At 71.6% G+C, this 12,328-nt stretch carries 10 protein-coding genes; 8 read left to right on the top strand and 2 right to left on the bottom strand.

Annotated elements, in window-relative coordinates; all coding sequences use genetic code 11:
- Nucleotides 1-8: 8 nt before the first annotated feature.
- The 8 genes from murG (at nucleotide 9) to ABT324_RS07530 (ending at nucleotide 11,120) form a co-directional block, all read left to right on the top strand.
- Nucleotides 9-1,139, top strand: coding sequence for an undecaprenyldiphospho-muramoylpentapeptide beta-N-acetylglucosaminyltransferase (murG, locus tag ABT324_RS07495; RefSeq protein WP_351173310.1), 1,131 nt, complete (start codon nucleotides 9-11; stop codon nucleotides 1,137-1,139).
- On the top strand, nucleotides 1,136-2,563 hold the full coding sequence (gene murC / locus ABT324_RS07500) for a UDP-N-acetylmuramate--L-alanine ligase (RefSeq protein ID WP_351173213.1): 1,428 nt from the start codon (nucleotides 1,136-1,138) through the stop codon (nucleotides 2,561-2,563). Before murG ends, murC begins: the two co-directional genes overlap by 4 nt.
- Nucleotides 2,560-3,306, top strand: a complete 747-nt coding sequence (locus tag ABT324_RS07505) for a cell division protein FtsQ/DivIB (RefSeq protein WP_351173216.1) — start codon at nucleotides 2,560-2,562, stop codon at nucleotides 3,304-3,306. Before murC ends, ABT324_RS07505 begins: the two co-directional genes overlap by 4 nt.
- 90 nt (nucleotides 3,307-3,396) lie before the next feature.
- Nucleotides 3,397-3,783, top strand: a complete 387-nt coding sequence (locus tag ABT324_RS07510) for an effector-associated constant component EACC1 (protein WP_351173219.1) — start codon at nucleotides 3,397-3,399, stop codon at nucleotides 3,781-3,783.
- Nucleotides 3,784-3,787: 4 nt separating this feature from the next.
- On the top strand, nucleotides 3,788-7,948 hold the full coding sequence (gene eccCb / locus ABT324_RS07515; protein WP_351173222.1) for a type VII secretion protein EccCb: 4,161 nt from the start codon (nucleotides 3,788-3,790) through the stop codon (nucleotides 7,946-7,948).
- 172 nt (nucleotides 7,949-8,120) lie between these two features.
- Entirely contained in the window at nucleotides 8,121-9,452 is a 1,332-nt protein-coding gene (locus tag ABT324_RS07520; RefSeq protein ID WP_351173225.1) for an ABC transporter substrate-binding protein, read from the top strand.
- On the top strand, nucleotides 9,449-10,327 hold the full coding sequence (locus ABT324_RS07525) for a carbohydrate ABC transporter permease (RefSeq protein WP_351173228.1): 879 nt from the start codon (nucleotides 9,449-9,451) through the stop codon (nucleotides 10,325-10,327). Before ABT324_RS07520 ends, ABT324_RS07525 begins: the two co-directional genes overlap by 4 nt.
- A complete protein-coding gene (locus ABT324_RS07530; protein WP_351173231.1) occupies nucleotides 10,320-11,120 on the top strand; it encodes a carbohydrate ABC transporter permease in 801 nt (266 codons plus the stop codon). Before ABT324_RS07525 ends, ABT324_RS07530 begins: the two co-directional genes overlap by 8 nt.
- A 6-nt stretch (nucleotides 11,121-11,126) precedes the next feature.
- Here ABT324_RS07530 and ABT324_RS07535 read toward each other — a convergent pair whose 3' ends face one another.
- Together ABT324_RS07535 and ABT324_RS07540 are read right to left on the bottom strand one after the other, a co-directional pair.
- Complete coding sequence (locus ABT324_RS07535) at nucleotides 11,127-11,972, bottom strand: WXG100 family type VII secretion target (protein ID WP_351173234.1); 846 nt, start codon at nucleotides 11,970-11,972, stop codon at nucleotides 11,127-11,129.
- 31 nt (nucleotides 11,973-12,003) lie between these two features.
- Nucleotides 12,004-12,318, bottom strand: coding sequence for a type VII secretion target (locus ABT324_RS07540; protein ID WP_351173237.1), 315 nt, complete (start codon nucleotides 12,316-12,318; stop codon nucleotides 12,004-12,006).
- Between the last annotated feature and the right edge of the window lie 10 nt (nucleotides 12,319-12,328).

Genomic DNA, 12,328 nt, shown 5'->3' on the forward strand with positions numbered 1-12,328 from the left:
CGGCCCGCATCGACCAGGGCGCGCTGGGCGACCCCAGGGGTGCTGCCGCGGCGCGGCGCCCGCTGTCGGTCGTGGTCGCCGGTGGCGGCACCGCCGGGCACGTCGAGCCCGCGCTGGCGCTGGCCGACGCGGTGCGCCGGCTGCGCCCGGACGCCCGGGTGACGGCCCTGGGCACCGAGCGCGGCCTGGAGAACCGGCTGGTGCCCGCGCGCGGCTACCCGCTGGAGCTGATCCCGCCGGTGCCGATGCCCCGCAAGCCCAACGCCGACCTGCTGAAGCTGCCGCTGAAGGTGCGGGAGTCGGTGAAGCAGACCCGCGCGGTGCTCGACCGGGTCGGCGCGGACGTGGTGGTCGGCTTCGGCGGCTACGTGTCGCTGCCCGCCTACCTGGCCGCCCGCGGCCGGGTGCCGATCGTGGTGCACGAGGCGAACGCGCGCGCGGGCCTGGCGAACAAGGTCGGCGCGAAGTTCGCCGAGCGCGTGCTGGCGGCGACCCCGGACAGCGGGCTGCCCGGCGCGCAGACCATCGGGATCCCGCTGCGGGAGTCCATCACCCGGCTGGACCGCTGGGCGCTGCGGGCGCAGGCCCGCCAGCACTTCGGACTGCACCCGCACGCGCCGACGATCCTGGTGTTCGGCGGTTCACAGGGCGCGCGCACGCTGAACTCGGCGTTCTCCGGCGCGGCGCAAGCGCTGGGCCGGGCCGGGGTCGGCGTCCTGCACGCGCACGGCCCGAAGAACACCATCGCGGTGCAGCAGGTGCCGGGTGCGCCGGTCTACAACGCGGTGCCCTACCTGGAGCGGATGGACCTGGCCTACGCCGCGGCGGACCTGGTGGTGTGCCGGTCCGGGGCGATGACCGTGGCCGAGGTTTCCGCGCTCGGGCTGCCCGCGGTGTTCGTGCCGCTGCCGCACGGCAACGGCGAGCAGGCGCTCAACGCGCAGCCGGTGGTGGCCCAGGGCGGTGCGCGGCTGGTGGCCGACGCGGACATGACCTCGCAGAAGGTGATCGACGAGGTCCTGCCGCTGGCGCTGGACCCGCAGCGGCTGCAGGAGATGAGCCGCGCGACGCTGGGCAGCGGGCACCGGGAGGCCGACCACGTGTTGGCGCAGATCGTGCTGGAGGTGGCCGGCCAGTGACCGGGACGTCAGAGGCAGCGCTGGCCAGGGTGCACCTGGTCGGTATCGGCGGGGCCGGGATGAGCGGCATCGCCCGCATCCTGCTGGCCCGCGGGCACCAGGTGTCGGGCTCGGACGCCCGCGACTCGCGGACCGTGCTCGCGCTGCGGGCGCAGGGCGCGCACATCGGCGTCGGGCACCGGGCGGAGAACCTGGACCAGTTCGACGCCGACCCGACCGCGGTCGTGGTGTCCACCGCGATCCGGCCGGACAACCCCGAGCTCGTCGCCGCCCAGGAGCGCGGCATCACGGTGCTGCGCCGCGCCGAGGCGCTGGCCGCGCTGATGGCCGGGCACCGGGTCGCCTGCGTGGCGGGCACCCACGGCAAGACCTCGACCACGTCGATGCTCACCGTGGCGCTGCAGCACTGCCGGTTCGACCCGTCGTTCGCGATCGGCGGTGACCTCAACGAGTCGGGCGCGAACGCGCACCACGGCGACGGCAGCATCTTCGTCGCCGAAGCCGACGAGAGCGACGGCTCGTTCCTGGTGTTCTCCCCGTCGGTGGCGGTGGTGACCAACGTGGAGCCCGACCACCTGGACCACCACGGCACCGCCGAGGCCTACACCCAGGTCTTCGAGGACTTCGTGCAGCGCATCGAACCCGGCGGGGTGCTGATCGCCTGCGCCGACGACGCCGGTTCGGCGGCGCTGGCCGACCGGGCGGAAGCCGCCGGGGTGCGGGTGCGCCGCTACGGCAGGACCGTGACCGGCGCCGACGACGCGCGGCTGGTGGACTACCGGGCCGAGCAGGGCACCGGCGTGGCGACCGTGGAGCTCGGCGGCGAGCGCATCGACGTGCGGGTGTCGGTGCCGGGCGAGCACATGGCGGGCAACGCGACCGCCGCGCTGCTGGCCGGGTTGGAGCTCGGTGCGCCGCTGGGCGGGCTGCTCGACGGGCTGGCCGCCTTCGGCGGCGTGCGGCGCCGGTTCGAGTTCCGCGGCCGGGCGCGCGGGGTCCGCGTCTACGACGACTACGCGCACCACCCGACGGAGGTGGACGCCCAGCTGCGCGCGGCCCGCCCGGTGGCCGCGGACGGTCGGCTGGTCGTGGTGTTCCAGCCGCACCTGTTCTCCCGCACGGCGGCCTTCGCCGCGGAGTTCGCGAACGCGCTGGCGCTGGCCGACGAGGTGGTGGTGCTCGACGTCTACGGCGCGCGCGAGGACCCGCAGCCGGGTGTCTCCGGCAAGCTGATCGCCGACCAGGTGCCGCTGCCCGCGGGCAAGGTGCACTACCAGCCGTCCTTCACCGAGGTGACGCCGCTGGTCGCGGGTCTGGCCCGCTCCGGTGACCTGGTGCTGACCATGGGCGCCGGTGACGTGACCATGCTCGGCGCGGAGATCCTCGCCGAGATCGACCGGGACGCCGCGGAGGTCCGCGGGTGACCTCGACGCGCCGTCGCGCGGCGGAACGACCTGGGGTGCGCAGCACCCGGGGCCGCCCGGTGCGGGGCGGCGCGCCGGTGCCGCCGAAGTGGCGCCGCTGGGCGCTGCCGCTCGTGCTGGCCGTGGTGACGGTGCTGGCCCTGGTCCTCTACTTCACCCCGCTGCTGGGCGTCCGCTCGGTGGAGGTCGTGGGCACCACCTCGCTCGACCACGAAGAGGTGGTGCGCGCCTCGGGCATCGAGACCGGGACCCCGATGCTGCAGGTCGACGCGGCCGAGGTCCAGGACCGCCTGCGGCAGGTCCCGAAGGTCGCGGCGGCCGAGGTGGAGCTGTCCTGGCCCTCGGCGGTCCAGGTCCGCATCACCGAACGGGCCCCGGCGGCGTTCCTGGTGGCCCGCAACGGGATCCAGCTGGTGGACGGGACGGGCATGCCGTTCGAAACGGTCCCGCAACCCCCACCGGGCCTCCCCGAGCTCAAGGTCCGGGAAGCTTCCCAGGCGGACCCGGCGACCCGGGCCGGGATGCACGTCCTCACGGCGATCCCCGAACAGGTGCGAGCAGAGGTCACCGCGGTCCTGGCCGAGAACCCCAACGACATCCGCCTCCTCCTCGGGGGGGACCGGGAGATCGAGTGGGGTTCCCAGGAGGAATCGGAGAAGAAGGCGGCGATCCTCCTGCCGCTCCTGACCCGCCCGGGCAAGGTTTTCGACGTGACCACCCCAGCCCTGCCCACCGTCTCCTGACCGCGACCGTCACCGAACCCACACCCCCCGCAGCGGGGTTTTGATATACATGGCTCGTCCAATCGTGCAGAAGTGTTCCGGGGGCGGGTCATGGCCGAGGCGAGGATCAGCATCCACGAGTCGGCACTTCCGCCGCAGCGGCTGCACCAGCTGCACGACCAGCTGATGCGGGACCTCCGCGCGGTGCCGGGGATCGAGATCCGGCGTGCGCGGGAGGAAGCACCGCAGGACAGCAAGGCGGGCGTGGGCGCCCAGCTGGCGGAGCTGATCATCACCGGCCTGCTCTCCGGTGGCACGGCCGCCGCCGTCACCCGCGTCCTCATCGCGCTGGTCAACCGCTCGGCGAAGCGCTCGGTGACGGTCAAGCGGCCCGACGGCGCCGAGATCACCGTCGACGGCGCCTCGCCCGACATCCAGCGCCAGCTGGCGGAGTTCTTCGCCGCCGACGGGGAGACCAGCTCCGCCGCAGAGCGCTGAGGCGATGGGGACCCGCCGCGCGCTGCTGGTCGCCACCTCCCTCTACGCCGATGCCCGCCTCCGGCGGCTGCGCTCGCCGGTGAAGGAAGCCCACGACTTCGGGCGGCTGCTGGAGAACGAGGCCATCGGGGCCTTCGACTCGGTGCTGCCGGTGCTCAACCAGTCCAAGGCCGAGGTCGAGCGGCAGCTGGAGTCGTTCTTCCGGGACTGCGGGCCGGAGGACGAGGTGCTGCTGTTCATCTCCGGGCACGGCATCAAGAACGACCACAACGAGCTGTTCTTCGCCGCCTCCACCACCGACATGGGGTTGCCGTACTCCACCGCGGTCCCGGCCTACGCGGTGCAGCGGATGATCCAGCAGAGCCCGGCGCGGTCGATCGCGGTCATCCTCGACTGCTGCTACAGCGGGGCCTTCACCAGCAATGTCATCGCGCGCAGCGGCACGGCGATCGACATCGAGGAGCAGCTCGGCGCCGGGGTGTACGTGATGACCGCGACCAACGAGATCGAGTACGCCTACGAGCAGGAGAAGCTCGTCCTCGACAAGCCGGTGAGCTCCAGCGCGTTCACCGCCACGCTCATCGAGGCGCTGCGGACCGGGGCCGCCGACGCTGACCGCGACGGAATCATCACCGCCGAGGAGCTCTACCAGTTCGCCTTCCGCAGGTTGAGCGCGGAGGGGCAGCAGACGCCGACCAGCAGCGGGGCCGGGCACGGGTCGATCCGCATCGCCCGGGCCGCGCAGCGCCAGCTCTCCGGTGAGGCCGTCGCTCCGCAGCTGAAGGAGCTGATCGCCAGGGGCGGGAGCTTCGTCCCGGTCGGGCTGGCGCACGAGGTCGACCGGCACCGCGGTGAGGTGGTGCACGTCGACCCGTTCGGCCACCACGGGCACCTCGCCGTGGTCGGCCGGTTCCGGTCCGGCAAGTCGACGCTGCTGCGGACGCTCATCCTGGGCCACTGCGAGAAGCAGTCGGCCACCGAGGTCCAGTTCCACTGCCTCGACGGCGATGGCGCGCTGGTGGGCCTGACGCACAAGGAGCACGTCGCGGCCCACGTGATCGACACCGACAGCGCCCGGGGAGTCCTGCGCGACGTCGAGCAGCTGGTGGCCCGGCGAAAGAACCTGTTCCACCGGCTGGGCATCGCTGACCTGGAGACCTACCGGCTGCTGCGCCGCGGCCACTCCGACCTGCTGCCGGGCGACGACCACGCCGACGTCTTCCTGGTCGTCGACGGCTGGGAGGCCTTCAGCGAGGACAGCCGGGAGTTCGGCGAGGCGGTCCGGCGGATCGCCGAGCGCGGGGTTCGCTTCGGCGTGCACGTCATCCTGACCGCGCGGCAGTGGGAGAACCTCCCGCACCCGGTGGCGGTCCTGTTCCGGGGCTGCATCGAACTGGCCCTGGACGACCCGGCGAGCTCGCGGATCGACCCGGAGCTGTCGGCGACCCTGCCGGACGAGCCGGGCTGGGCGCTGTCCGGCAACCAGCGGTTCCGCGTCGCACTGCCGCAGCTGGCGGACGAACCCGGCGACATCGCCGCGATCCTGGAGAACCTGCGCCACGCGCCGATCGCGATCGAGGCGCCGCAGAGCACCGCGGACAGCCCGGTTGATCCCGTCGCGCTGTGGGGCCTCAGCGGTGGTTACGACGTGCAGCGCGCCTGGGCGCGGCGTCCCGTCGAGGAGCGGTACAAGGTCGTCTTCGGCGTCGACGAGTCGGGGCGACCGGTGGAGCTGGACATCAAGGAGGCGGCCCAAGGCGGGATGGGCCCGCACGGGCTGTGCGTCGGCGCGACCGGCTCCGGCAAGTCGGAGCTGCTGCGCACGATCCTGCTCGGGTTGATGGCCACGCATCCCACGACCGACCTGAACTTCGTGCTGGTCGACTTCAAGGGCGGCGCGACGTTCACCGAGTTCGCGGCGGCGCCGCACGTGTCCGCGGTGGTGTCCAACCTCGAGGAGGACGCGTCGCTGATCGACCGGATGCACGACGCGCTGTCCGGCGAGATGTACCGCCGGCAGGAACTGCTGACCCGGTCGGGGGCCAGGAACGCCTCGGACTACCGCAAGTTGTGGGAGTCCGGCGACGAGCGGTGCCGCGAACCGCTGCCGGCCCTGCTGGTCATCGTCGACGAGTTCACCGAACTGCTGGCCCAGCAACCAAACTTCATCGACCTGTTCCTGATGATCGGCAGGGTGGGGCGGTCGCTGCAGGTGCACCTGCTGCTCGCGTCGCAGCGGCTGGAGGACGGCAGGCTGCGCGGCCTGGACGCCCACCTGTCGTACCGGATCAGCCTGCGCACCTTCTCCGCCGCGGAGAGCCGGAGCGTGCTCGGTGTGCCGGATGCGTACGAGCTGCCGCAGCAGCCCGGCGTCGGGTACCTCAAGCAGCCCGGCGGGATGACGCGGTTCCGCGCCGGGTACGTGTCCGGCCCCCGCGGGGGGTCCAGCACCAGCTTGCTGGCCTCGTTGGTGGCCGAATTCCGCGACCAGGGGCCGCCAGCGCGGGAGGTCTGGCTGCCGCCGTTGGCCGAACCACCCACCCTGGACGCCGTGCTGCCGCGGTTGCGGCACCACGACGAGTGGGGTTACTCGGCCGACGGCCTCCCGGACAGGGGCTGGTTGCGGGTGCCCGTGGGGCTGGTCGACGAGCCGTACCACCAGCGCCAGGACCGGATGGTGCTGGACCTGAGCGGTCAGGGCGGCCACGGCGTGGTCGTCGGCGGAGTCGGTTCCGGCAAGTCGAGCGCGCTGCGCACATTGATCACCTCGGCCGCGCTCACCCACACCCCGCGGGAGGTGCAGTTCTACTGCGTCGACCTGGGCGGTGGCGGGCTCTTCGCGGTGCAGGACCTGCCGCACGTCGGCAGCGTCGCCGGGCGCCGCGACGCGGACGTGGTGCGGCGGACGGTCGCCGAGCTCAAGTCGCTGCTCGCCGAGCGGGAAGTCGCCTTCCAGCAGCACGGCGTCGACGGCATGGACGACTACCGGAGCCGTCGGCGGCGCGGCGAGTTCTCCGACGACGCGTACGGCGACGTGTTCCTGGTCATCGACGGCTGGCGGGCGTTCCGCGAGGAGTTCGAGGCCCTCGAGTCGGACGTGCTGAACCTGGTCGCCAACGGCTTGGCGTTCGGGATCCACGTGTTCGTCACGGCCGCGCGCTGGGCGGAGATCCGCCCGGCGGTGCGGGACCTGGTGCAGACCCGCATCGAGCTGCGGCTGGGTGATCCGAGCGAGTCGGAGATCGACCGCAGGATGGCGGCGAGGGTGCCGCAGGGGCGGCCGGGGCGCGGCTTGCACCCGTCGAAGCTGCACTTCATGCTCGCGCTTCCGCAGGCGGGCGACGGGGCCGCGGACCTGGTGAACCGGGTCAAGGAATCGTGGAAGGGCCGTCCGGCGCCGCAGGTCCGCCTGCTGCCGGAGCTGCTGCCCTACCAGCAGTTGCCGCGGCCGGAGCAGCAGCCGACCCCGAAGCTGGTGCCGATCGGCATCAACGAGGACGGCCTGCACCCGGTGTACCTGGACTTCGCCGCCGAGCCGAACTTCTACGCGTTCGGCGAGCGGGAGTCCGGCAAGACGGCCCTGCTGCGCACGATCGTCAAGGGCATCACCGAGCGGTACACGCCGAAGGAAGCGCTCATCCTGCTGGTGGACTTCCGGCGCACGATGCTGGGCTTCCTCAACACCGGCCACCTGATGGAGTACTCGGTGGGTGCCGACCAGCTCAAGGGCAACGTCAGGGACGTGGTCGGGTCGCTGAAGAAGCGCCTGCCGGGTCCGGACGTGACACAGGAGCAGCTGAAGGACCGCTCCTGGTGGAAGGGTCCGGAGCTGTTCGTGGTGGTGGACGACTACGAGCTGGTCGCAGCGCAGGGCGGCAATCCGCTGGCGCCGCTGGCGGAGTTGGTTCCGGTGGCCAGCGACGTGGGTCTGCACATCGTGCTGGCCCGCAGCTCCGGGGGCGCGGGGCGTGCGTTGTACGAGCCGCTGATCAGCAGGCTGCGCGAGACGTCGGCCCCGGCTCTGGCGATGAGCGCGAACGAGGACGAAGGCCGACTCGTGGGCAACGTCAAGTCCCGCCGACTCCCGGCGGGCCGCGGCACCCTGGTGAGCCGCGGTCTGCGGGGCGGTCCGCAGGTGATCCAGACGGCCTTCCTCCCCTCGTGAGTGCGAAACGGTGTTGGAACACTGTTATGCACTCACGACCTCGTGAGTGGCGGTGGTGGTAGGAGCGACCGTCGCCGCTCACGAGGAATGGCCACGAATGGCCCATTGACCCTGGCGGGGCGTGCTCAATAGCGTCCTCAGCAATCGTTTACCAGGGCGGGGGGTGATCGGGGTGGATCGTCCACGCGGGAGGATCAGCCGACGCTCGTTCCTGGGCGGTGCCGCGGCATTGGCCGCTCCGGCGCTGGTCGGGTGCGGTCCCTCGCGGAACCCGGACGAGATCACCTTCTGGAACTTCTACGGGCCCGGCGGGCAGCAGAAGTCGCAGAGCGACTGGTTCGTGCAGCTGGCCGAGGAGTGGAACGCCACCCACGACACCAAAGTCCGGCTGCGCTACGTGCCCACCAAGGACTACACCTCCGGCCCGACGCTGCAGACCTCGTTCAGCGCGGGCGCCGGACCGGACGTGTTCCTGCTCAGCCCCGGCGACTTCCTGCGCTACCACAACGGCGGCGCGCTGCTCGACCTCACGCCGCACCTGAGCCCCGAGGTGCGCGCGGACTTCCTGCCGCAGGTGCTGGAAACCCGCCTGGTCGGCGACCGGGTCTACGGCCTGCCGATGGAGATCGAGCCGCTCGCGCTCTTCTACAGCGAAGCCGCCTTCGAGCAGGCCCGGCTCGCCGAGGGCGACCTGCCGCGCACCTGGGACCAGCTGATCGCGGTCGCCGAGCGGCTGACCACCCCGGACCGGTTCGGGCTGCTGCTGGAGACCAATCCCGGCTACTACCAGAACTTCACCTTCTACCAGGCGATGTGGATGGCCGGGGGAGAGGTGTTCACCCCGGACCTGCGGCGGGCGGCGGTCAACGGACCGGGGGTGCACGCGGCGCTGCGGTTCTGGCAGGACACCGTCACCAGCGGGGTCGCCCCGCGCCGGGTGAAGGGCGCGGGCGGCAACGACTCGATCTCCAACATCGCCGGTGGCTACTGCGCCATGCAGCAGCTCGGCGTCTGGGGCATCGCCGAGCTCGCCGAGCAGGCACCGGAGTTCCGCTACGGCGTCATCCCTATGCCCACCCCGTCCGGCGGCGGCTACACCACGGCCCTGGGCAGCTGGGCGATGGTGGCCAACGCGCACAGCGCGAACCCGCGGGCCGCGGCCGAGTTCGTGGTGTGGGCGCTGGGTTCCACCGACCCGGCGTGCATCGAGCGGATGCGCCGCTGGAACACCGTCGCCAAGACCAACCTGCCGCCGCGCTACTCGGTCCAGCGCGCCGCGGAGCAGCACGGGGCGTTCGACAGCGGGCCGATGCGGGTGTTCAACGAGGAGGTGATGGCCCGGGCCCGGCCGGAACCCCGCTACCCACCGGAGGTCTACCGGGCGATCTCCGACGCGGTGCAGTCCTGCCAGCTCGACGGCGGTGACCCGGTGGCGGCGGCGGAGGCCGCGGCCGCGCAGATCGACACGTTCTTGTCCACCTACGACGGAGCGCCGATCAATTGAGCGACCGACGACGATCCGACGCCGGGGCGGCCTTCGCGTTCCTGGCCCCCGATGGCATCGGCCTGCTGCTGTTCATCCTCGTCCCGACCGCGATGGCCCTGGTGGTGGGCCTGTTCGACGTCGACGGGTTCGGCAACGTCGAGTGGGCCGGGCTGGACAACTTCCGCCTGATGGCCGGGGACGGCTTGCTGTGGCGCAGCTTCGGCACCACCGCGCTGTACGCGGCGTTGTTCGTGCCGCTGGCGTTCTTCGCCGCGCTGGGGCTGGCGCTGCTGGTGAAGGACCACTTCCCGGGAGTGGGTGCGGTGCGCGCGGCGCTGTTCCTGCCGAACGCGGTGAGCCTGGTGGTGATCGGCCTGCTCTGGCAGTTCCTGCTCACCGACAAGACCGGGGTGCTGGCGCGGCTGACCGGGTTGGACGGGGTGTCCTGGCTCGGTGATCCGAACCTGGCGCTGCTCACCCTGGTGCTGATCAGCGTGTGGTTCCTGATGGGCTACCAGATGCTGATCTTCCTCGGTGGCCTGCAGGACATCCCGCGCGAGTACCACGACGCGGCCACTGTGGACGGTGGCGGGCCGTGGCAGCGGTTCCGGCACGTGACGTGGCCGATGCTGCGCCCGACCAGCTTCTTCGTGCTGGTCACCTCGACGATCAACGCGGTCACCGGGATGCAGGTGTTCGACCTGGTCTTCGTCACCACCTCCGGTGGACCGGCCAACGCCACCACCACCGTCGTGTACTACGCCTACCAGCAGGCCTTCCAGTTCGGCCGGTTCGGCTACGCCGCGGCGATCTGCGCGCTGCTGGTGGTCGCGCTCGGCGCGGTCACCGCGGCGATGTTCGCCCTGACCAGGGGAGGTCGGTTCGATGCGTAGGGTGCGCGGGCGAGCGGTCGCGGCCTACCTGCTGGCGTTCCTGGTGGTCTCCCCGCTGCTGTGGTTCTCGTTGAGCGCGTTCCGCCCGGAGTCCGAGCTCTACGACCTGGGCTGGCCCAGCGAGCTGACGCTGGCCAACGTGCTCTACGTGCTGACCGAGGTGCCGTTCCTGCGCTACCTGGCCAACAGCGCGTTCGTCGCGGTGACGGTGACCGTGATCGCCCTGTTCCTGCACTCGATGGCGGCCTACGCGCTGGCCCGGATGTCGTTCCGCGGCCGGGGGCTGGCGTTCGCCTCGGTGGTGGCCACGCTGCTGATCTCGTTGCCGGTGATCCTGGTCCCGCTGTTCATCGTGGTGCGCGGGCTGGGCATGGTCGACACCTACGCGGGGCTGATCGTGCCGGGCCTGTTCAACGCCTTCGGCATCTTCCTGCTGCGCCAGTTCTACCTGGGCGTGCCGCGCGAGCTGGAGGAGGCGGCGCACCTCGACGGCTGCGGCCACTGGCGGATCTACTGGCACGTGGTCCTGCCGCTGAGCCGCCCGGTGCTGGCGGCGCTGGCGGTCCTGTTCTTCCTGGCGAACTGGAACTCGTTCCTGTGGCCGCTGGCGGTGGCCCAGGACGAGTCGCTGCGCGTGGTCCAGGTCGGCATCGCCTCCCTGCAGGGCCAGTACGCCTCCAAGCAGCACTACGTGATCGCCGCAGCGGTCCTGGCGGCCCTCCCCACGGTCCTGGTCTTCCTCCTCGGGCAGCGCTGGCTGGTGGCTTCGCTCAAGACCACCGGCCTGCGCTGACCCCGATCAACCCCGGAGCGCGTTCACCGCTCGGATCAGGCCGTCGAAGAGGTCGCGGATCACCACCAGCCACAGGGTGGCGTCACTGAGGGCCTTGCCGAGCGCCTTCATCAGCTGGCCCGCGATGCGGACCACCTGGGCGATCTTGCTCGTCGCCTGGGCCACGACCAGCGGGGCCGCCGCGCCGACGGTGCAGGCGAGCTCGATGGCCCAGCTCACCAGGGCGCCCGCGATGCCCGACAGCAGGTCGCGGACCGCCGTGCGCACGCCGTTGACGACCTCGGCCATGCCGGTGGTCAGGCTCGCGATCGCGTGCGCGCCACCAGCCGCCTCCTCGCACAGCTTGGACAGCGTCGTGGCCTGGTGGCGGTAGGCGTCCGAGGCCTCGCCCTCCCAGTGCTCGCTGGTGCCCGCCGCCGCGTCCTCGTACTGGCCGCTGACCTTCTTCATCTGCTCTTCGACGTTGGTCCAGGACGCGGCGTAGCCCTTGACCATGTCCGGGTTGCCGGACAGCGCGTGGAGCGCGGCGCGGGCCGGTTCGATGTGCTCCAGCATCCAGGAGAACAGCTGGCCCGCGACGTAGGCGATCGGGTCGATCGCCGCACCGGCCACGTCCAGGCCGAGCGCCACCATGCCGCTGACCGCGATCTTGTAGTCGCCCTTGTCGACGCCTTCGGCGATCGCCCAGCCCGCCTCGAACGCGGTCACGCCGGTCATGAACCCGGTGCCCGAGTCCTGGCTAGGAGCGCCCATGTTCTCCAGCGGGTTGGCGTCCTGGAGGTAGTTGTTGCGGACGTCGGTGCTGTCCTCGATCAGCGGGTTGTTCGACGAGTCGTCGATCCCCAGAACCATCAGCGGACTCCCCATTCCGGTCGCGGTCGAATCACTGGAACTGCGAGAACAGCTTTTCGATCTTGGACGCCTGGTCCCGGTCGATCTCCTCGGTCGTCTTGGCGGACTCCTCGAGGTCGCGGTTCATCCGGTGCAGCTCGTCCGCCGAGATCTGCAGGAATTGGGCGCCGATCTCCTGCGGTCCCTTGAGCATCATGGCGAACGGTTGGCAGAACAGGCCGTACGCGTCGTTGAGGTCGGCGAGGTGGGCAGCGGCCTGGGCGGCGGTGTCGGCGTTCCCGGCCACCTCCGCCACCTCCGCCGCGTGCTGGCGGACGCGGTCCGGGTCCATCCGGAATCCGTTCATCGGTGCCTCC

It is taken from the genome of Saccharopolyspora sp. NPDC000359, from assembly GCF_040300525.1.
Taxonomy (GTDB): Bacteria; Actinomycetota; Actinomycetes; order Mycobacteriales; family Pseudonocardiaceae; genus Saccharopolyspora.